General features: G+C 31.7%; 19 protein-coding genes and 1 tRNA gene. 13 read left to right on the top strand and 7 right to left on the bottom strand.

Features of this window, described 5'->3' with window-relative positions:
* Positions 1–16 precede the first annotated feature (16 nt).
* The 4 genes from rseP to FQU21_RS06385 all read left to right on the top strand — a co-directional run bounded on the left by rseP (position 17) and on the right by FQU21_RS06385 (position 3965).
* Positions 17–1363, top strand: coding sequence for an RIP metalloprotease RseP (gene rseP, locus FQU21_RS06370; protein ID WP_147677163.1), 1347 nt, complete (start codon positions 17–19; stop codon positions 1361–1363).
* Positions 1364–1561: 198 nt separating this feature from the next.
* A tRNA-Asn gene (locus FQU21_RS06375) sits at positions 1562–1635 on the top strand.
* A gap of 125 nt (positions 1636–1760) precedes the next feature.
* Positions 1761–3536: a tetratricopeptide repeat protein gene (locus FQU21_RS06380; RefSeq protein ID WP_147677164.1), complete on the top strand. Its 1776-nt coding sequence runs from the start codon at positions 1761–1763 to the stop codon at positions 3534–3536.
* A gap of 105 nt (positions 3537–3641) precedes the next feature.
* A complete protein-coding gene (locus FQU21_RS06385; protein WP_147677165.1) occupies positions 3642–3965 on the top strand; it encodes a DUF4286 family protein in 324 nt (107 codons plus the stop codon).
* Positions 3966–4021: 56 nt separating this feature from the next.
* Here FQU21_RS06385 and FQU21_RS06390 read toward each other — a convergent pair whose 3' ends face one another.
* The 3 genes from FQU21_RS06390 to FQU21_RS06400 are packed head-to-tail and all read right to left on the bottom strand — an operon-like array spanning position 4022 to position 5285.
* On the bottom strand, positions 4022–4471 hold the full coding sequence (locus tag FQU21_RS06390; protein ID WP_147677166.1) for a DUF3157 family protein: 450 nt from the start codon (positions 4469–4471) through the stop codon (positions 4022–4024).
* Positions 4472–4511: 40 nt separating this feature from the next.
* Positions 4512–4718 carry a helix-turn-helix domain-containing protein gene (locus tag FQU21_RS06395; protein WP_147677167.1) on the bottom strand — a complete coding sequence of 69 codons (207 nt, stop codon included), beginning with the start codon at positions 4716–4718 and terminating at the stop codon, positions 4512–4514.
* Between the two features lie 3 nt (positions 4719–4721).
* Complete coding sequence (locus FQU21_RS06400; protein WP_147677168.1) at positions 4722–5285, bottom strand: DUF2975 domain-containing protein; 564 nt, start codon at positions 5283–5285, stop codon at positions 4722–4724.
* A 437-nt stretch (positions 5286–5722) separates the two neighbouring features.
* Between FQU21_RS06400 and pheS the strand changes: the two genes are divergently transcribed.
* The 7 genes from pheS (at position 5723) to FQU21_RS06435 (ending at position 15478) form a co-directional block, all read left to right on the top strand.
* A complete protein-coding gene (gene pheS, locus FQU21_RS06405) occupies positions 5723–6742 on the top strand; it encodes a phenylalanine--tRNA ligase subunit alpha (protein WP_147677169.1) in 1020 nt (339 codons plus the stop codon).
* A gap of 436 nt (positions 6743–7178) precedes the next feature.
* Positions 7179–8480 (top strand): Na+/H+ antiporter NhaA, encoded by a 1302-nt coding sequence (nhaA, locus tag FQU21_RS06410; RefSeq protein ID WP_147677170.1) that lies wholly within the window; start codon positions 7179–7181, stop codon positions 8478–8480.
* A 169-nt stretch (positions 8481–8649) separates the two neighbouring features.
* Positions 8650–9153 carry a GbsR/MarR family transcriptional regulator gene (locus tag FQU21_RS06415; protein WP_147677171.1) on the top strand — a complete coding sequence of 168 codons (504 nt, stop codon included), beginning with the start codon at positions 8650–8652 and terminating at the stop codon, positions 9151–9153.
* Positions 9154–9164: 11 nt separating this feature from the next.
* Positions 9165–10298: an efflux RND transporter periplasmic adaptor subunit gene (locus tag FQU21_RS06420; RefSeq protein WP_147677172.1), complete on the top strand. Its 1134-nt coding sequence runs from the start codon at positions 9165–9167 to the stop codon at positions 10296–10298.
* A 21-nt stretch (positions 10299–10319) separates the two neighbouring features.
* Positions 10320–13457 carry an efflux RND transporter permease subunit gene (locus FQU21_RS06425; protein ID WP_147677173.1) on the top strand — a complete coding sequence of 1046 codons (3138 nt, stop codon included), beginning with the start codon at positions 10320–10322 and terminating at the stop codon, positions 13455–13457.
* A 5-nt stretch (positions 13458–13462) separates the two neighbouring features.
* Positions 13463–14878 carry an efflux transporter outer membrane subunit gene (locus FQU21_RS06430; RefSeq protein ID WP_147677174.1) on the top strand — a complete coding sequence of 472 codons (1416 nt, stop codon included), beginning with the start codon at positions 13463–13465 and terminating at the stop codon, positions 14876–14878.
* Positions 14879–14884: 6 nt separating this feature from the next.
* Entirely contained in the window at positions 14885–15478 is a 594-nt protein-coding gene (locus tag FQU21_RS06435; RefSeq protein ID WP_147677175.1) for a TetR/AcrR family transcriptional regulator, read from the top strand.
* Positions 15479–15995: 517 nt separating this feature from the next.
* Here the strand turns inward: FQU21_RS06435 and FQU21_RS06440 are convergent.
* The 4 genes from FQU21_RS06440 to FQU21_RS06455 all read right to left on the bottom strand — a co-directional run bounded on the left by FQU21_RS06440 (position 15996) and on the right by FQU21_RS06455 (position 20168).
* Positions 15996–16688 carry a T9SS type A sorting domain-containing protein gene (locus tag FQU21_RS06440; protein WP_147677176.1) on the bottom strand — a complete coding sequence of 231 codons (693 nt, stop codon included), beginning with the start codon at positions 16686–16688 and terminating at the stop codon, positions 15996–15998.
* Positions 16689–16713: 25 nt separating this feature from the next.
* Entirely contained in the window at positions 16714–17283 is a 570-nt protein-coding gene (locus tag FQU21_RS06445; protein ID WP_147677177.1) for a hypothetical protein, read from the bottom strand.
* A 470-nt stretch (positions 17284–17753) separates the two neighbouring features.
* Positions 17754–18569 (bottom strand): DUF4412 domain-containing protein, encoded by an 816-nt coding sequence (locus tag FQU21_RS06450; protein WP_147677178.1) that lies wholly within the window; start codon positions 18567–18569, stop codon positions 17754–17756.
* Positions 18570–18740: 171 nt separating this feature from the next.
* Positions 18741–20168 (bottom strand): helix-turn-helix domain-containing protein, encoded by a 1428-nt coding sequence (locus FQU21_RS06455; RefSeq protein WP_147677179.1) that lies wholly within the window; start codon positions 20166–20168, stop codon positions 18741–18743.
* Positions 20169–20631: 463 nt separating this feature from the next.
* On the opposite strand from FQU21_RS06455, the gene FQU21_RS06460 reads away from it, so the two are divergent.
* Positions 20632–21027 (top strand): hypothetical protein, encoded by a 396-nt coding sequence (locus FQU21_RS06460; protein ID WP_147677180.1) that lies wholly within the window; start codon positions 20632–20634, stop codon positions 21025–21027.
* A 75-nt stretch (positions 21028–21102) separates the two neighbouring features.
* Complete coding sequence (locus FQU21_RS06465; protein WP_246124777.1) at positions 21103–21945, top strand: DMT family transporter; 843 nt, start codon at positions 21103–21105, stop codon at positions 21943–21945.
* Positions 21946–22334 lie beyond the last annotated feature (389 nt).

Genomic DNA, 22334 nt, shown 5'->3' on the forward strand with positions numbered 1-22334 from the left:
ATTGATTGAATAGTATATGGAGTTTGTAATTAAAATATCGCAGTTTTTGCTAAGTCTTTCGTTGTTAATTATTTTACACGAATTAGGGCATTTTATACCTGCAAAACTTTTTAAAACACGAGTAGAAAAATTTTACTTATTTTTTGATGTCAAGTTTTCTTTATTTAAAAAGAAAATAGGCGAAACCGTTTACGGTATTGGTTGGTTGCCCCTTGGTGGTTATGTGAAAATTTCTGGCATGATAGACGAAAGTATGGATACCGAACAAATGGAAAAAGAACCGCAACCTTGGGAATTTCGATCTAAACCGGCTTGGCAACGATTAATTATTATGCTTGGTGGTGTTACTGTAAACTTTGTTTTAGCCATTGTGATCTATATTGGAATGAGTTATTTTTATGGTGATAAATTTCTACCTGTTCAAAATATTCAAGATGGTTTATTAGTAGAAAGTACGGTTGCCAATAAAGCAGGACTTTTAACTGGTGATAATGTTATTGCTGTTGATGGGGCTAAAATTGAAAACTATTCTGAAGTTTCGGAGAAAGTCCTGTTTGGAAAAGAAATTACCATTGAACGCAACGGCCAACAGAAAACCATTACATTTCCTGAAGATTTTTTAGCACAATTAATAGACTCTAAAGAAAAAAGTTTTATAAATTTAAGAATGCCTTTCGTGGTGGTTGAAGTACCAGATTCGTCTGCAAATAAAAATAGCGGACTTTTAAAAGGTGATATTATAGTGGGCTTAAACGATTATAAAACCAAGTATGTCGATCAAGTTATTGAAGGTTTAGATAAATTTAAAGGACAAAATGTTACGGCTATCGTACTTAGAGATGGAAAAGAAACCACGTTACCTTTAAGTATTAGTGCGGATAGTAAGCTAGGTTTAGTTTATGCACCACAATCGACATTTGCTACATTGGAAGCTTTAAATTATTATAAGTTTGAAACTAAAGACTATGGCTTTTTTGAAGCTATTCCTGTAGGTTTAGAAAAAACAGGCGATAAAATCACCTCGTATATTACACAGTTTAAAGCCATTTTTACACCAAGTACGGGTGCATATAAAGGCGTAGGTGGCTTTAAAGCTATTTACGATATATTCCCTAGTTTTTGGAGCTGGCAAGTATTTTGGGGTATTACAGCCTTTTTATCAATTATGTTGGGGGTTTTAAACTTATTACCTATTCCTGCTTTAGATGGTGGACATGTGATGTTTTTATTATACGAAATGATTTCTGGAAGAAAGCCAGGCGACAAATTTATGGAGTATGCACAAATGGTTGGATTCTTTCTTTTAATAGCATTAGTGCTGTTTGCGAACGGTAATGATATTTATAAAGCACTTTTTGATTAAATTTTTTTAAAAAAAGTTTGTGGCATTCAAAATAAGTTTTATATTTGCAACCGCTAAGCCAAATAACCCACTTCTTAGGGAGTTAGTTAAAGATAAAAGCAAAGCGAATTAAGTTCTTTTGAATAGAAAATTTTAAGAAAAAGTATTATTTTTGAACTATTAAAAATAACACAAAAACTTAAAAAATATAATATACACTCCTTCTTAGCTCAGTTGGTTAGAGCATCTGACTGTTAATCAGAGGGTCCTTGGTTCGAGCCCAAGAGAAGGAGCAAAACAAAGTCCAGCAGAAATGTTGGACTTTTTTGTTTTTAATAGTTTCCTCAAGGCTTTAGCCGGTTTTAAAAAATAATTAAACATACCATAATCTAAAACCGACATTTGTTATATTTACCACATGAGAATGTTTTTAATTTTAAGTCTGTTTTTAAGCACAACCTTGTTTGCGCAAAGTGATATTCTTGCTAAAGAATATTTTAAAAACGGTGATTTTAAAAAGGCCTTATTCGAGTACGAAAAACTATATGCAAAATCAGAAGTAAATATAAACTACATTAATGCTATAGTTGAAACCCATCAGCAATTAGAGCAATACGATGAAGCTGAAGCTTTTTTATTAAAGGTGATGGCTAAATTTAACTTTGTTGGTTTTTTAGTAGAATTAGGCTATAATTATCAGCTTAAAAAGGATTCAGTAAACGCAAAGTTGTACTACGATAAAGCCCTTGAAAGTATCGATTTAAGATTGAGCAATGTGTATCCCGTAGGGCAAGGTTTTAGAAACCATAGTTTATTAAACGAAGCCATAGCAGCCTATCAAAAAAGTATGGCTTTAGACTCAAAATATAATTTCAATTTACAATTGGCACAGCTTTATGGAGAGCAAGGCAATATTGAAAAAATGTTTACAAACTATATCAATTACGTCGAGACTAACCCTTTAATTGTAAATAATGTAAAGCGTTATATCAACGATTTTATCAGTGAAAATAGCGCAAACCCTAACAATATACTGTTCCGAAAAATTTTACTTAAAAAAGCACAGCAAGCACCTAATATACTGTGGAACGAGCTGTTAAGCTGGTTGTTTATTCAGCAAAAGGAAGTTAACAAAGCCTTTGTGCAAGAGAAAGCTATTTTTAATCGAGAACCCGAAAACTTAAACCGAATCATCGATTTAGCCGGAATTGCTATTAATGAAAATGATAACGAAACGGCGAAATCTATTTATGAATATATCATAGAAAAATCGCAAGATTTGGATGTACAACTACAGGCACATTATTATTTGCTTCAAATAGAAACTAAAGAAAGTACAGCGGCTAATTATAAAACTATTCAGTCTAAATATTTGGAGTTGTTTGAGCAATTTGGAGTTTTTTCACAAACCTTAAGGCTTCAAATCGCTTACGCTCATTTTTTAGCTTTTTATTTAGATGAACCTCAAAAGGCAACGTCGTTTTTAGAAAAAACGTTAGAACTTCAGCTTAGTGAGCAACAAAAAGCGGAGGTGAAATTAGAATTGGGTGATATTTTAGTGCTTCAAGAAAAATTCAATCAAGCCTTAATTTATTATACTCAAATTCAGCGGAATTTAAAAAACAGTACTATTTCTCAAACTGCTCGATTTAAAGTAGCAAAAACCAGTTATTATAAAGGCGATTTTAAATGGGCAGAATCGCAACTTAAAATTTTAAAATCTTCAACTTCGCAACTTACGGCAAACGATGCGTTGGATTTAAAATTATTAATAAGTGATAATAAATACGAAGATTCCCTGCAAACGGCATTAAAAATATATGCCAAAGCCGATTTGTTAGCTTTTCAGAATAAAAATGATGCAGCTATTGATTTATTGGATAAAGTGCTAAATAAGCATAAAACGGAACCTATCATTCCACAAGCTTTATACAAACAAGCCGAATTATTTGAAGGCAAACAAGAATTCCAGAAAGCCGAAGCAAATTATAACCGCATCATTGAAAATTATAGAGATGGCATTTTAATTGATAATGCTTTGTATAAATTGGCTGAACTCTACGCCAACCAATTGGAGCAGCCTGAAAAAGCAAAAGCACTTTACGAACAGATTATATTTAATCATCCCGATAGTATTTATTTTGTTGAAGCTCGAAAAAAATATAGGGCCTTGCGTGGTGATACCATCAATTAATCTAACTCGGGTGAAAAAGCAAAAAAGGTTTGCTAAGTCCTAATTATCTTTAGAATTTTGCCAACCGAAAAGCCAAGTGTTTTCTATTAAATTTAAAAATATATTATGATTATATACAACGTAACTTCAAACATTGACGAATCTATTGAAGCCGAATGGTTAATTTGGATTAAAGCACATATCCCAAAAGTGCTGGCTACTGGTAAATTTGAAAAAGCGACGTTAACTAAAGTTTTGGTTGAAGAAGAGATGGGTGGCGTTACCTATTCCGTACAATACCGGTCGCATTCTCGCGAAGCTTTAAATGCTTTTCATCGAGAAGATGCCGATAAATTACGCATAGAAGGCATGAAAAAATTTGCAGATAAAATGCTGAGTTTCCGTACCGAACTTGAAATTGTTGACGAGTACACGGTTAATTTTAGTTAATATAACTACTGCTCCTTAAAAGATTATAGGTTTTGAGGAGCAGAACAATGCTTATTTTAAAAAAGGGAAGATGCTTTTATAATCATATTTCCCAAGCGTTTGTAAGTGACTTTAGTGCCATTGGCGCAAAAATGATAAACGCCTTTTTTGAGTTGTTCGCTAAACGACATCAGTAAAACATCATCCACGGTGCAGTTATTATCTTTGGCAACTTTCTTCTTTACGTACTCCATTGTAGAGTGTCCACGCTTTAACTTTCCTTGAATTTTGCTATCCAATTTTGGCTCTTCAAAGTTGGCGTCTAATTGGCAGGTGTTTTCATCGATTGATTCTGTTTTTTCTTCAATTATCGATGTGGCATTTGGGGTTTCCATATCAATGTATTTCCAAGTATAATCGGCTTTCAGCAATACACGGCGACCGTCTTCTGTTTTTATAATTTCACCTTTTTGAGCAAAAGATAAGCTTGTAATTAAAAAACAAATAAAAAGAAAGTATAGTTTCATATTAAAAAATTAGCATTCAACGTTTCTCAAAAATACAATTTTAATCTTCAACATATTCCAAAATATCCGCAGGCTGACAATCCAAAGCTTTACAAATGGCTTCCAAAGTCGAAAAACGAACTGCTTTGGCTTTTCCCGATTTTAGTATGGATAAATTGGCTGTGGTAATCCCAATAATTTCGGCTAAATCCTTGCTTTTCATGTTACGTTTGACAAGTACGGCATCTAAGTTTACAATAATCGACATAGCTTAAATTGTTAAATCGTTTTCTTGTTTTAAGGCATGACCTTCTTTAAAAACCTCAGCCATTATAAAGGCCAATAAAATTAAAATTAAAGGTTTTAAAGGGATGCTAAAACCTCGAAAACCACCTTCATTAAATTCTAAAATCGAAAAACTAGTTAACAGTGCGTAAATAAAAATTAGTTTGCCAATACGTCTAAAAGCTGTTACGTTGTCTGCTTCAAAAGTCGTTACTTTTTTTACAGATTCCAATACTTTTTGAAATTCCTTGGTACCTAAAAACAAGACAGCTAATAGCCCTGTTAATTGAAAATAAGTAATGTATAACGAGTAGGTTTTTATGTTTTCAACCGTAAAAATAGCGTTATCGGCTGTTTTAGTTTTTACTTTATGCGTCATAGAATATGTAAAATCTTTCGTATCAAAATCTACTTTCTTGTCTTTATAGTAATCCCGATGTATTTGGATATGAATAAAAAGAAAGGTTAAGCCTATAAAAGCTAAAACAAAAAGGCCTTTGGTAAATTTACAAAGTACCGTGGCGATGTTTAAAAGTCTATTCTTAGTCATAATAAAATTATTGTTATTCGATAATAAATATACTAAAATTATCGAATAACAATAATATTTTTGAAAAATCAGAAAAATATTTTCTTAAAACACAAACCACAAAAGGCTTTATTTAAACTTAATAGAACGCCATTTATTCTAAAAATATCGGCATAGTTTGTTTTTTTAGGGCGTTATCTTTATCGCGAAACAAGTTCAGGAGTTGGGGTCGGACTTTGTTCCTAACATATTATTTTAAATTAAAGTAGTCTTGAATATAAATATTTCGGCAGTCGCTTTTTTTGTGTTGCATAGGTGTAATCACACAAAAAAAGCTTCAACAAATACCTCAAATGCTTTGCATTCAGGATTTCATTAATGAAAAATTAAAACCAATGCATAATCCCTAACGCAAATTTCGATAAATTCATTAAATTTGCGGACATTTTGAACAGGTCATGATAGATAAAATAAAAGAACTTATAGCCGAAGCCGAAGCTTTTACAGCCCAATCTAAGGAAGAAGTAGAGACATTTCGTATAAAATATTTAGGTAAAAAAGGATTGCTAAACGATTTTTTTGCAGAGTTTAAAAATGTGGCAAACGACCAGAAAAAAGAATTTGGTCAAACCATAAACAAACTTAAAAAAACTGCTGAAGATAAAGTAAACGCTCTAAAAGCAGAACTTGAAAACAGCGAGGAAGAACAAGGTGTTTACGGCGATTTATCTCGTCCTGGGGAGCCTATTCAAATTGGTGCACGTCATCCTATTTCTATTGTAAAAAATCAAATTATCGATATTTTTTCACGCATTGGTTTCAATGTAAGTGAAGGCCCAGAAATTGAAGACGATTGGCATAACTTTACCGCATTAAACTTGCCAGAATATCATCCGGCACGCGATATGCAGGATACCTTTTTTATTCAGACCGATCCGGATATTTTGTTGCGTACCCACACCAGTTCGGTACAAGTGCGCTATATGGAAAATAACCAGCCGCCTATTAGAACTATTTCTCCGGGCCGTGTGTATAGAAACGAAGCTATTTCGGCACGTTCGCACTGTTTTTTCCACCAATTGGAAGGATTGTATATTGATAAAGACGTGAGTTTTGCCGATTTAAAACAAACTTTACAACACTTTACAAGCGAAATGTTTGGTAAAAGTGAAATTCGTTTGCGTCCGTCGTACTTTCCATTTACGGAACCAAGTGCCGAGATTGATGTGTATTGGGGATTAGAAACCGAAACCGATTATAAAATTACCAAAGGCACCGGATGGTTAGAAATTGGGGGGTGTGGTATGGTAGATCCAAATGTTTTGGAAAACTGTAAAATAGATTCTACCCAATATTCTGGTTTTGCTTTTGGTGTTGGAATAGATAGAATTGCGATGTTATTACATCAAATTGGAGATATTAGATTGTTAAGCGAAAACGATGTGCGTTTTTTAGAGCAGTTTAAATCTGCACTATAATAGCAATAAAAAATATATAAAAAAGCCGACTGCTACTAAGCAGTCGGCTTTTTTTATTAGTTAAGCGTGTCTTGGAATAGTTTAAAAATTCTTCGGTATTCATAGAATTAATAGGTGGCTTCTTTGCTTTTATGGCTTTCTAATAGAAAAACATAAATGCATTATTGGTGCATTTTAGTGAAACTTTAAAGTAAAAATAAAAAACTATTTAAAGTGTTTTTTTTGCTGTTTAATACATTTAGCTTATGCTAACGTATCATGGTTTGTTTTCTTAAAAAAAGTGTCGTAAAAAGCAAGTACACTTCGTTAGATTAGAAGGTTGGTTTTAGTGGTTTTTTTATGTTAAATATTCATTAAAGTGAACAAAATTGTAGTGTTTTTATGACTTCTGAATCTTATATTTGGTATTGATTTTATTTCTAAAAAGCTAATTTATATGATTAAAAGAGTCTTTCTTACACCCTTTCAAAAATTTGTAAAAATTGAAAGCTTTAGTGGTATTTTACTCATGTTTGCTACCGTGTTGGCATTGGTTTGGGCAAACTCACCTTATGGAGATACTTATCGAGAACTCTGGCAATATGACTTAGGAATTATAACAGAAACTTTTGAGTTTAAGAAGCCTTTAATTCTATGGATTAACGATGGATTAATGGCTATTTTCTTTTTTTTAATTGGACTAGAAATTAAACGCGAACTGTTAATAGGGGAGCTCAATTCGCCTAAAAAAATTGCCTTTCCTTTGGTTGGAGCTTTGGGCGGTATGCTAGTACCCGTAATGTTCTTTTTAGTTTTAAATGAAAGCCCAGAAACGGCCAAAGGTTGGGGTATACCCATGGCAACTGATATTGCGTTTTCTTTAGCTATTTTAAATGTACTTGGTAAACGGGTACCTTTAAGTCTTAAAATATTTTTAACCGCATTTGCCATTGTGGATGATATTGGGGCTGTTTTGGTCATTGCCATTTTTTATAGTGGAACTATAAATTTAACATTATTATTATTAGCGTTAACTATGTTGACAATTTTGTATGTGTTGTCTTATAAAGGTATTTACTCTAAGTTTTTAATGTTTATTTTTGGGGTAGTTATTTGGGTTTTATTCTTAAAATCGGGTATTCATCCTACTATAGCCGGTATTTTATTAGCTTTTTCTGTGCCTATTAGGCAAAAAATTGACACGTCTACGTTTTTAGTTGAATTAGAAAATGTATATCGGAATATTAAGCAAGCTAGTGTGCTTAAAAAGCCTATTCTTTCGCATGAACAGATAAGATATGTTGATAATTTGGATGATTGGTCTTATAAGTTTCAGTCTCCATTACAGCATTTAGAACATAATTTACACGGGTGGGTAGCTTATTTTATCATTCCAATTTTTGCGTTTGCTAATGCGGGAGTATTAATTTCAGGTTCAGAACATCTAGATATAGGCTTAGTGGTTAATATTATCATATGTTTGGTTTTAGGAAAAGGTATTGGTATTACTACTATTGTATTTGCTGCTCAAAAATTAAAATGGATAGAGATTCCTAAGGATATTAGTTTTAAACAAATTATAGGCGTTGCTTTTTTAGCAGGTATTGGTTTTACTATGGCTATATTTATTGCTAGTTTGGCATTTGTTTCTGCACCAGAATTTATAGATTCTGCAAAAATAGGCATCCTTATAGGTTCTTTTATTTCGGCGATTATTGGTTATGTTATCCTACGGGTCAGTTCTAATAGTGTATCTTGAGTTTAATCTCTTTTTTTTTAATAATTTTTAAAAAGCCTTCGGGCTTTTTTTATTTAACAGTTTTTTAACTTCGTTTAGTTCGGTTAGTTCCGAACTAAACATATATTTGCAAAGAATTTTATAAAGATAAATCATTTGTTTTAAACAAACAGATATAAAAATATTAAAAATGAAAGATGAAATTTGTCAAAAAAAAATGAGCTTAGTTGAAAAGCTAGGTGTGCATTTAGAGGCTAGAGAACAATTGGCGCCAGTTGCTGCACGTATTTTGGCTTACGTTATCCTTACAGGAAAAAGAGGGGTTACTTTTGAAGATATGGTTTCTATTCTTTGTGCAAGTAAAAGTACCATATCAACCCACTTAAACCATTTGCAAGATTTAAATAAAATTGAATATTTCACAAAAACCGGCGATCGTAAAAAATATTTTATCATTAATAAAAACACCATTATACAACATGTAGATAGAATGATTAGCCATTGGGATGAAGAACGAGCTATTCATTTAGAAATTAAAGATTACAAAGAAAAACAGAACAAATTAAAAATTGAAAAAGAGGAAGATAAATTCGATTTAAGTTTTCATAACGATTATGTCAAATTTATAGATGAAGCCACATTTTCAGTAAAAGAATTAAGAGAAAAATTAATCAACAACCAATTCCATATTTAAAGTTAAAAAAAATGAAAAAGAATAATTTATACTCCATATTAACGCTAAGCGTTATGTTACTTGTTTTTAGCTGTGGTAATAAAGCAGAGCAAGCAGCTGCCACACAACAAGCACCACCTCCGGCATTTCCGGTGTCGCAATTGGAACAAAAAACAGTCATAGGTTATGCAGAATATCCAACAAATTTAGAAGGTATTATAAACTCGGATGTGAGAGCGAAAGTTTCTGGATATATCCAAAGTGTATTAGTAGACGAAGGCCAAAAAGTGCGTAAAGGACAGGCTTTATTTAAATTAGAAACACAGTCTTTAAGTCAAGATGCTGGTGCTGCAAAAGCTCGTATTAATGTAGCTCAAGTAGAGGTTAATAAATTAATTCCGCTTGTAGAAAAAAACATTATTAGCCCAGTACAATTAGAAACAGCCAAAGCTAATTTGGCACAAGCAAAAGCTAATTATAGTAGTGTTTCTGCTAATATTGGTTACGCAACTATTAAAAGTCCGGTCGATGGTTTTGTAGGTGCTATTAACTTTAGAGAAGGTGCGTTAGTAAGCCCAACTACTGCTTTGGCATTAACTACAGTAAGTGACATAAGTAAAGTATATGCTTTTTTTAGTTTAAATGAAACTGCATATTTAGATTTTTTACAAAATACAGAAGGCAAAAATCTGCAAGAAAAACTAGCTAATTTTGCTGAAGTAAGCTTGATTCTGGCAAACGGAACTATGTATGCTGAAAAAGGAAAAATTGAAACCAGCTCAGGTCAAATTAATCAAAATACAGGTACGGTAAGTTTTAGAGCTGTTTTTAATAATCCGAATCAATTATTGACTAATGGGAATAGTGGTAAAATTCAAATTCCAAAAGTTTATGAAAATGCTATTGTAATTCCTCAAGATGCTACTTATGAGCAACAAGGGAATATTATGGTCTTTAAGCTAGATGAAAATAATACCATTAAAACGGCTATTGTTAAAGTAAAAGCAACGGTAGATAATTTATATGTTATAGAATCTGGAGTAGATAAAACAGATACTATTGTAGTTTCCGGTGTAGGTAAATTAAGAAATGGTATGGTTATTTCGCCACAAAAAACACCGTTTGAAGAAGCTATAAAACCAGTGCCAACACTTTTCAAAAATTAAAAACCTAGAAATTTTATAATCATGTTAAAAACATTTATTGAAAGACCCGTGCTTTCAACCGTAATATCTATTATCATAGTTATGCTAGGTATTATTAGTATAACAACCCTACCCATAGAGGAATATCCAGATATAGCACCTCCAACAATTCAGGTGTCTGCAAACTATACAGGAGCCAACGCCGAAACGGTTTTAGAAAGTGTAATTATTCCTATAGAAGAACAAATAAATGGTGTAGAAGGTATGACATACATGACTTCTACAGCATCAAACAATGGTACAGCTTCTATAACCGTGTATTTTGATCAAGAAACAGATGCAGATATTGCAGCTGTAAATGTGCAAAACCGTGTTTCTAGAGCAACTCCATTATTACCGCAAGAGGTAACACAAACAGGTGTAGTAACACAAAAACAGGAAACTAGTGCGTTGATGTTTATTTCAATGTATTCTGAAAGTGAAAACTACGATGCCACGTTTATTCAGAATTATTTAAAAATTAACGTTATTCCTGCCATGCAGCGTATTAGTGGTGTTGGAGATGTTAGTGTGTTTTCGCAACAAGATTATGCCATGCGAGTTTGGTTAAACCCAGAAAAGTTAGCAGCCTATAATTTAATACCTTCAGATATTACTGCGGCTTTAGCTGAGCAGAATTTAGAAGCAGCAGCAGGTTCGTTAGGTGAAAATAATGGTGAATCCTTTTCATATACCTTAACCTATAGTGGTCGTTTTAAAGATGAAAGTCAATATAGCGACATCGTTATTAAAGCTTTAGGAAACGGAGAATTTTTACGTTTAAAAGATGTAGCTACTATTGAGTTAGATGCTCAATCTTACTCATCTAATGCTATGAGTAAAGGGAATCCCGCAGTTTTTATGGGGATTTTTCAAACCAAAGGGTCTAACGCACAAGAAATTATTGAAAACATTAAGTCTACTTTAGAAGATGTCAAAGCAGATCTTCCAGAAGGTTTAGACATTTTTGTTCCTTATGATACAAGTTTATTTTTAAACGCTTCTATCGAAAAGGTAATTAGTACTTTATTAGAAGCTTTTTTATTAGTGTTTTTGGTAGTATTTATCTTTTTACAAGATTTTCGTTCTACACTAATTCCTGCAATTGCAGTACCAGTATCTATTATTGGTACTTTCTTTTTCTTGAGTGTTTTTGGATATTCTATTAACCTATTAACGCTATTTGCATTAGTGTTAGCCATTGGTATTGTGGTAGATGACGCCATTGTAGTTGTAGAAGCGGTTCATGCTAAAATGGACGAAGGGGAACACAACCCTAAAAAAGCAACGTTAACAGCAATGAATGAGATTTCTGGTGCTATTATCTCGATTACTTTAGTTATGGCGGCGGTATTTATTCCTGTAACATTTGTAACGGGGCCAACAGGGGTTTTTTATGAGCAGTTTGGTGTTACATTAATTATAGCCATTTTAATTTCGGCAGTAAATGCCTTAACACTGAGTCCGGCTTTATGTGCTTTATTATTAAAAGAACATAAAGGCGATGAGGAGTTAAAAGGAAAAGGACCGCTTAAGCGATTCTATACTGTATTCAATCGTGGTTTTAATGCCACTATCGAAAAATATGGAAGATCGCTACAGTTTTTATACAAAAGAAAATTTGTTTCGGTATTATTATTAATTATTGCAGGAGTTGGTATTTATTGGGCTTCAACCACAACACCAACAGGCTTTGTACCTAATGAAGATAGAGGGATTGTTTTTGCTAACATCGAATTACCGCCAGGAGCATCATTAGATAGAACAGATGCTGTTTCAAGAAAATTATATGCTCAAATTGAAGGCATAGAAGGCATTGAAGCTGTAAACTTTATTAAAGGTAGAAGTTTAATAAGTGGAGCTGGTAGCAATTATAGTTTTGGTATTATAAAACTTAAAAACTGGGATGAACGTGAAGACGAGTCCTTATCTGCACAAGCCATTACAGGAAAATTATTTGGTATAGCAGCAGGAATACCTGATGCTAATATTATATTCTTTTCACCTCCTAGTATTCGTGGTTTTGGTAACTCATCAGGTTTCGAAATTAATTTATTAGATAAGTTTGGTGGCGAGTTTACAGATTTAGATAAAGCCAATAAAGATTTTTCTATGGCTTTAATGAGTCATCCAGAAATTAAATACGCACAATCTTCTTTTAGTACAAATTATCCGCAATACGAAATGGAAGTTAATGTACCGTTAGCAAAAGAAAAAGGTGTATCGGTAAGTAGTATATTTTCAACATTACAAGGTTATATTGGTGGGATTTATGCTTCAGATTTTTCGAAATTTGGAAAGCAATTTAGAGTTTACATCCAGGCTTTGCCAGAAGATAGAGCTAATGAGAGCGCATTGAACAGTATGTATGTAAGAACAGATAGCGGAGCCATGACACCAATTACACAGTTTGTTAAGTTAAAGCGCGTGTATGGACCACAATCGGTAACACGTTTTAATCTTTTTAATTCTACAACCATAACAGGTGCTACAAACGCTGGTTACAGTACTGGTGATGCTATTAAAGTTATAGAAGAAGAAGTCGCAAAATTACCTAGCAATTATACGGTAGCTTATTCTGGTTTAACACGTGAAGAGGTAAATGCAGGTAACCAAACTACCTTTATTTTTATATTAAGTATTCTGTTTGTTTACTTTTTATTAAGTGCACAATACGAAAGTTACTTATTGCCATTTGCTGTGATATTCTCATTACCATTTGGTGTATTTGGAGCTTACATAAGCACTAAATTTTTTGGTTTAGAAAACAATATATACTTCCAAATTGCCTTAATCATGCTTATTGGTCTACTCGCTAAAAATGCCATTCTTATTGTTGAGTTTGCTTTACAACGACGAAAAAATGGTGAACCTATAGTTGATGCAGCCATCCATGGAGCCAAAGCACGTTTGCGTCCAATTTTAATGACCTCGTTTGCTTTTATTTTAGGATTAATGCCTTTAGTTTTAGCAAAAGGTGTAGGATCGGAAGGTAACAACTCCATTGGTACCGGCGCAGCAGGAGGTATGTTAATTGGAACACTTTTAGGAGTCTTCGTCATTCCTATTTTATTTATATTATTTCAATGGTTACAAGAAAAAATTTCTAGTAAACCAGCAATACAAACTATTGAAGAATAAAAACTATGAAATCGATTATAAATCATAAAAATGTTACTAAAACTATGCTCTTAGGCCTGGTTTTGGTAACTCTGCAAAGTTGTTTTGTAGCTAAAGAATACAACCGACCAGAAGCAGCAACAACCGAAGCACTTTATCGTACGGATAATTTGCCAACCGACAGTATGTCTATGGCCGACGTATCTTGGAAAAACCTATTTACAGATTCATTTCTAAACCAATACATCGCAGAAGGTCTAGAAAATAACATGGATGTCCGTATTGCTATTCAGCAAATGGCAGCTGCCAATGCTTATGCTAAACAAGGGAAAACAGGCTATTTTCCAACATTAAGTGTGGGATCTAATTATACACGTCAAGAGTTTTCAGAAAACAGTCAGTTTGGTTCAATATTCAGTGGTGGTTTAGATACTTATGATGTGACTGCAAACTTATCTTGGGAGGCCGATATTTGGGGAAAAATAAGAAGTAATAAACGCGCTACTCAAGCTGCATATTTGCAAAGTGTTGCTGGGCATCAAGCCGTAAAAACACAACTGATTGCTAGTATCGCAAGCACCTATTACAACTTGTTAGCTTTAGACGCACAATTGGAAGTGACTAAAGAAACTATTGCCACTAGAAAAAGTGGTGTAGAAACTATAAAAGCACTTAAAGATGCAGGGCAAGTTACCCAAGTAGCTGTAGACCAAAATATAGCACAATACAACAGTGCCAGAGCTTTATTGATAGATATTGAAACTGCTATTTTTAAAGCAGAAAATACATTAAGTATTTTATTAGGTAGAACGGCGCAACATTTTGAACGCAGTAGTTTAGATGCTCAAAACATTCAACAAGATATTACTCTTGGTGTTCCTGCAAACTTATTAAATAATCGCCCCGATGTTATGGCGGCCGAGTACGGTTTAATTAATGCTTTCGAGCTAACCAATGTAGCAAATAGCAACTTTTATCCATCGTTAACCTTAACCGCTTCTGGAGGTTTACAAAGTTTAGAGTTGGATAATTTATTTAGCACCAGTTCATTATTTGCAACGGTAGTTGGTGGATTAACACAACCGTTATTAAACCAAAGAAAACTTAAAACTCAAAAAGAAGTGGCGCTTGCCAATCAAGAAAGTGCTTTATTAAATTTTAAGAAAACACTATTGGTTGCAGGAAACGAAGTTTCTAACGCCTTATATTCTTATCAAGCTGAAACGGAAAAATTTCAATTTAGAAAAAATGAAGTTGAAGCTTTACGCACCGCCGAAGCAAACTCCGAAGAGTTACTTAAAAACGGTTATGCTAATTATCTAGATTTATTAACAGCCAGACAAAGTGCTTTAAGTGCAGAACTTAATGTAATAGATTCAAAATTACAACAGTTAGTTTCTATTGTGAATTTATACGAAGCACTTGGTGGCGGATGGAAATAATATGAAATGATAACCAAAAAAGACTTGCTACGTTGTGCTATTACCAAGTTTACAAAACAGGGAAGTAAACATGTTTCACTAGATGAAATAGCACAAACTTTAGGCATTTCTAAAAAAACAATTTATACATTCTATAAAACTAAAGCAGATTTAGTGTCCTCTAGTTTAGAGAATTTATTGAATGATTATAAAGAAGAAATTAATAGGATTGTTGCTTGCAACAGCAACGATCCTGTTTTTTGTGTTGTTTTAATTTACGAAAGAGGGTTTGAGTATTTAAAATACTTCAAGCCCTCTTTTATTTTTGGACTAGAAAAATACTACCCAAAAGCTTATAAATTATTTCTGGATTTTACAGAAGAATTGGCTTTTTCAACTGTGTTTAATTTGCTGAAAAGTGCGCAAGAACAAGGCGATATTAAGCCAGATGTAAATTTAAGATTAGCTGTAAAAATTTACTTTTTAAGAATTGATAACCTGGCTTTCAAGAAACATAATTTATTCGATTTATATGGGAAAGAGACTTTATTTAAGCACCTAGTAGTTTATAATTTAAAAGGTTTAATAACAAAGCAATATTCTAATTCTTATTTTGAATAGATTCGTGTTTTTGCCAGATGAAAAAAAGATATTAAAATTTCGCAAATTCAAGGTGTTCACGTTGCTGCAGTAAACGAATACAACGTTATTTTTAAAACCCAAAATGGGTGTATAAATAATTATCAATAAAGCGGTATATTAAGAAATGGCCTAGTAGTCTAAAGTTATACTTAGAGTAAAATACGCCTTAAATTTTATAAAAAACAGATGGTATTTAATAATAAGAAACATTAATTTATATATAGCTTTACTATTTCTTCTTTATCTAAAGACAGAGAATTTGGTTGTTTCTGTATGGTTATGCTTCTCTTTTTTTTAAAACCGTGTTAAAATTTTGTACTGTATTATTAATTTTTTCTAATTCCTTTTTATTGTCCAAAGGAATTAAGGGGGTAGTATCGTTTTTTAGAGTTTCAATTTTAGTATCTAACGTTTTATTTTTACAAGAAAAAGAACAAAACTACAACTATAGTTGAAACTAGGTTTTTTATTTTCATGAGTATGGCTTTTAACCAATTTATTGTTTAAAAACTTTAAAATCTTCTACACTATTATTAGAGTACACTTTAACAAAGTAAATTCCGGAAGGTTGGTTTTTAAAATCTATTTTAGTATTATTTGCATTTTCTTTAGTGTTTATTAATTGTTCTCCTAAAACATTAAAGATTTTTACACTAGTTATTTTTGTGTTTGCATTAATTATCAACTCATTTTTAATTGGATTTGGATAATAATTTAGCGCATTTATTACAGCATTGTTTGTAGATAGTGTGTGTGCTGTTATTGTAAGTGCAAATTCTAAATCGCAATCCCCTCTACAGGCTAAGGTGTATTTTTCTATGAAAATAAAGTAAAAATCTCCTGATTGTAAATTGTTAACTGTTGTTTCGCCTTGGTTACCACATGCAACTTCTGTGTAGTTAGTGCAATCTTTAACTATAGAGTAGCGCATTATACCTCCGCCAGATAAATTAATTTTAACTTCTCCAGATGCCGGAGCAGAAAAAGAATACCAAAGATCTCTTGTATTAAGACTACATGAAGTGTTTTCTCCAGAGTTTGTTGCAAAATCTAAACTACCAAATATTTGGTTTCCTAATACAATATTTCTGGCTCCGGAACAGTTGTTATTACTTGGAGTGTCTTGCGCGTTTAAATTTAAACTTAAACATAAGACGAGAAAAATATGGCCTAAATTATATGTTTTCATAAATGTATTCTAAAATAATTAATTTTTATTGTTCCTTAATATTGTCGTAAACAAGTTCAGCTAGCTTTTTAAGTTCTTTATCGTCATAAAAACAAGGGGTTTTTTTAATCCAAGGTTTGTAATAGGTAATACCTATGTTTATCATTACATTTTTATAATAAAACCTTAAATATTTTACATTGTTTTTTTTATTATTGGAAGACGCGGATACTAAGTAAGCTTCTGCGTCTCGTATTTTAAATTCTGTTTTATTTTCTTTGGTCTTTTCTCTAATTGCTTTAAAAGTTCTAGAAGCGTCTTTTGCAGTTGCATAAGACGAAAATGAAACTTTTACCGCATTTAGAGACGGAACACTATCTTTGGTTAAAAGGTAAGTACAGTGAATCTCGTTGGCTCTATTATCTTTTGTAGTGGTGTAAGGTAACTTACCATCGCTAATACATAATGTTGAGTAGTCTCCTTTAGTAAAAAAATTGGCGCAATTATAATTCGTTATTCGTGTTGCGCTTTTGTTTTGCTTTATAGTTTTATTAGGGGCTTTTTTACAACTAAACAATAGCGTTAAGCAAATTAAAGCAAGGGTTATGTTTTTCATTTCTAGTTATTTTTAGAGAACTAATTCGGCTTTATTAATTTTTAGACTAGGGTTTTCTGAAGCAACTAGAATACTTGAAATTCTATAATTAGCATCTTCCTCAATAGTTAATATGTGGTTTTTACCAGAAAAACGCCATTTGGTTTTACCAATAACATTAGACTTTAACTCGTTTAATATTAGTTTTTTATTAGTTGGGTCTATATTTAAAGTAACAATTTTGGCATCTCCCTTAAATATTTTTACGTTAAATAGAATTTTTAAATCGCCTTCATACTCAAAAATCCATATCAGACCAAAACACTATTTCTTCTCCTTTTTTAAAATATAGTATGGCTTCTTTAGTTGTAACATGCCCCTTAGTACTTACTTTGTTAATGGCTAATCTTGCTATTTCTTTTCCAGTTAAACCGGAACAGCTAATTAGTCATATTAGCATGATTACTAGTGTTGTGCGTTTTTTTATAAAATTAATACCTCAAATTGTTATAATTACTTGAGTTTATTTCAAGGTTGGATTGTGTAATGGATAAACACTGCATGGTTATAGTTTGTGGTTTACGTTTAGATGTGTCTATCATGTCCATCTCCATAACCCAGCCTTCAATATCCTTCATCCATGCTTGGTTAATGTTTTCTCCTTTTTTATGAGATTGAAATGTGCTCGGAAAATGAAAATCTACATCTTTAGTTACCCAAATAGTAGCTGTTACTTTTTCTCCTTTTATTTTGTATTCCTTAGAATGATAACCTATAATTGTTTTACTGTTTCCGGTGGCTTTAATCTCGTAAAAAGCAGTTTCATCAGATGTGGTATTGGTTTTAAACTCAACTCCCATTTTAAATTTTTGACCGTTGTTTTCCATAAAAGTAAATATAGTTTCAAGTTGTGAATCGTACACAATTGTAAGTTCGTCCTTCATTTTTTCATCTTTTATTTTAACCCCAAAAAAAGTGTTGGTTTCAGGTAAATAATATTCAAAATCTTGAATCTGTTTTCCGGATTGCATTTTCATAACAGCTTTATGTTTAAAGCTGTAATTTTCTGGAGAATTTACTTTGGATATCGTTGATATATTTGTGCTACCTTTTTTATTTTTTATTTTTTTGTTAAACGTAGAGTCAAAGGCTTTTTCGGTTGCTTTTCTTGTTTTTTGCTCTACCCTTTGTTCCACAGATTTTTCTGCTGCTTTTTCAATTTTATCTCCTAATTTTTTGAAAAATTGTGCATTAGCTAATCCTGAAAAACAGAAAAAGGTTAGGATAATAAAAGTTGTTTTTTTCATTTCTGATAATTTTTAAAAGTATAATTTTAATAGTTTGCCATGCAATAGAAGCATGAAATAATTACTATGTCAAACTTACTTAAAGGATATCCCAAAAAGGGTGTGTGTGGATAATGATTACCAGATTTGTTGCGTCATTTCGCGAATTGACCTTGTGTAAGTGTAATAAAGTTAGTCTTTTAGATTAGAAATTAGTTTAAAAGGAGTTTGGTTGTATTTTGCTAAAAAGGCTCGTTCAAAACTTTTTTTAGATCCAAAACCGCTCTCTTTGGCGATCTCTTCAACCTTGTAATTTCTAAATTTATTGTCTTTTAATATACGGTTGTATGCGTATTCTATTCTTAAATTATTTATGAAGACTGAAAAAGAATTTTGGTAATTTTCATTTATAAATTGGCTTAAGTAACGTTCGGATTTTATGCTACTTTCTTCACAAAAAGATTTTCTTGTAATGTTAGGTTTTAGAAATAATTGTTCCTTTTTTAACTTGCTAATTGCTGCTTTTATTTTTGCTATTTCGCTATCACTAATACTTATTTTTTTACTTGGAGTTCTTTTAAAAGACTCAAATAGTTCATTGTTTTCTTTTTTAAGTTTCTTGTAATGGTAAACTCCAATTATAAACAATAACAAGATTATTAAACCGAAAAGAAGAGTCCTTACTATATTTTTGGTTTTAACACTTTTTAATTCTCTGTTTTTCTCAATATTGTATAAATCTCTATATTTTTCTACCGAAAAACTTAATGAATCATTTACAGCTTCGTTATAAATTTTATGATAGGCATTTGCTTTTTCTTGATAGCCTAATTTTTCGTATACCTCTATTAATTTACTTGCTGCTACTTTAATTTGTTCAGGGTCTTTTGTTTCTAATGTAAGTTTTAAAAACTCATCATAATAAGTAGTTGCACTTATTAAAGAGTCTTGTTTTACTAAGCAATCTCCTAACATTGAATACGCATAGCTTTTGGTGTTTAAAAAACTTGTAGTATCTCTTATAGCTTTTAAATTAAGTTCCTTACAGCGCTCATAGTTTTTGGTATAAAAACTGTATTGCATTGCAACGTGGTTCTTTGTTTTGTTGTCTAATGTAGAGGTTTTTGTTAGTTTGTAAGCTTTTGTTAAAGAGTTTCCAGCATTAAGAGAATCGTTTTTACTTAAGTGAAGATTAGATAATAATAAAAAAGTTTGAACGGATAGAGGGGGGGCTTGGTTGTTTTTTATAACTAAATCAAAGTACTCTATAGATTTATCGTAATCCGAAATAACCGAATATATTACACCAATCATAAAATTAAATTTCACCTTTTCTTGTTCGTTATCTATAGTATCTAAAGAATAAAAGGCTTCAGTTAAAGCTTCGTTGTAAGCAGATTGCATAAAAAGCACTTTTACTAACTGGTAGTTTAGAGCATTTTTAACTTCACTTTTATGTTGTTTAGCCGTTTGGTTTTTAATGTATATTTTAGCCGAGTCTAACTTGGCTTGCGAAATGTAGTTGTCTATTTCTTGTTGAATAGCTTGTGTTTCTTGGCAAGAAGCACTAACTGGAGTTAGAATAAAAACTAATAGAAGAAAAAAAAAATATTTTGTCATTAGAAAAGTTGGAAGCTTTATCTTTTTAAGTAAAGCTTGTTTTTTTAGATATATTAATCTAGCGTATCTGTTAATGTTTTAGAAATTTTACCTTCATGAAAAATAGCATATTTTAATTCTTTTCAATTTTAAAATCAAGCACAAGTATAATTATTATGTGTGCCAAAAATACATAAAATATAAGCTATTATTTAACGCTCTATAAAAATAGTTTTTCATTGTTATCATGTATTTAGAGTTCCAATTATTGGGTGTTCCTAAAATTTTTGATTTAAAAAAACGGTAAAATTATTTGTTCCTTTGTATAATAGTAATTTGTAGTCGGCTGGCCTTAAAAAAATAACCTCATCACTTTATATGAGTAAGATATTTTATTTAAACACATGGAAATTTATAATTTAATGGTTATTATTTCCAGCACATATTCTAACCCTTATTTTGAATAGATTTGTATTTTTGCCAAATGAAAGAAGATATCACCATCCCAGAAGTTGAAGACGTTTACGTTGCTATAGTTAACGAATACAATGCTATTTATAAAACGCAAGACTGGAATGCATACATTATAAATGATAAAGACGTTGATTTAGAAATGATACTTATTGTGACCAGTGGCTATTCTAAAGATAAAATAACATCTACTTTTAGAAAGAAACTCGACAAGCTTCCTAAAAAGAGTTATGCCAAAATAGAATTAATGCATGACGACTTATTTAAGATAAATAACACGTTTAAAGTCTCTTTCTTCGAAGGCAATAAAATGTTCGATAAAACTTACTTATTCCGTGAAAACACCATTAATTTAAAAGCTTTACAACCCTTGCCGCTTATGCAAGTAAAAGGTGTTTTGGTAAAGTAAAATCCTTTTTAATTAGAAGAGATACTCCTTATATTTTATTTTTCTCTAAAATTTAACAAAAACTATTGTTTTTTTATGAAAAGCTCAACGCCTATTTTTTATATGATTTTTAGTGTTATTGCCTTTTCATTAATGAATACGGTAGTAAAATATTTAGATGATTTTGGTGCCTATCAAATTGTGTTTTTTAGATCTATAGGAACCTTGTTTTTTACGGTGCCATTAATTGTAAAAGCTAAGATTCCTGTTTTAGGAAATAACAAAAAGCTATTGGTTTTACGCGGCATTTTTGGGGTTATTTCTTTAACTTGTTTTTTTCAATCTTTAAATTACATGTCCTTAGGTACAGCGGTTTCATTACGATATACATCGCCTATTTTTGCTGCATTGTTTGCTTTATATTATTTAAGAGAACGGATTAAACCAATACAATGGCTGTTGTTTTTAATAGCTTTTCTTGGTGTTTTAGTGATTAAAGGTTTTGGAGCAGATGTAAATTCTTTGGGCGTTATTTTTGCTATTTTATCGGCCATTTTTTTAGGGCTAATATTTGTGGTAATTCGAAAATTAGGAGATTCCGAAAACCCTTTAGTCATTATTAATTATTTTATGGTTTTTGCATTTGTTATTGGTGGAATTATGTCTATAAAATATTGGAAAACCCCTAATTTAACCGAGTGGTTACTTTTATTAAGCTTGGGTGTTTTTGGATATGTTGGTCAGATTTTTATGACGAAATCCTTGCAATCTGGAGAAACCAACGTTGTTGTGCCTTTAAAATATTTAGAGGTTATTTTTATGATTGTTATTGGCGCTTTTTGGTTTGATGAAATTTATACCTTATGGACTTTATTTGGGGTGTTTCTAATCATGTTCGGACTGCTTTATAATATTTATTTAAAACAAAAACGGGATTAAGTTTTGTTAATCTTTTTTGGTATCGTTGTTTAGCTAAAGGCTCAGAGAGCATACTCATCAAATTTTTGTCACTTCAATTTTTAGAGAAGTCACCATAACAGTGAACATACAAACCAGAGTTTCTTTATGCGATTTCTCCTAGCGTCGAAATGACAAGCTCTACGAAAAAAACACTAACCTTTGTCACTTCGAAGTATTGAGAAATCTCATAACAGTGAGCACGCCAACTAGAGTTTCTTTATGCGATTTCTCCTAGAGTCGAAATGACAAGCTCTACGAAAAAACACTAACCTTTTGTCACTTCGAAGTATTGAGAAGTCTCATAACCGTGAGCACGCCAACTAGAGTTTCTTTATGAGATTTCTCCTAGCGTCGAAATGACAAGCTCT

Source organism: Algibacter pacificus, assembly GCF_008033385.1.
GTDB lineage: Bacteria > Bacteroidota > Bacteroidia > Flavobacteriales > Flavobacteriaceae > Algibacter > Algibacter pacificus.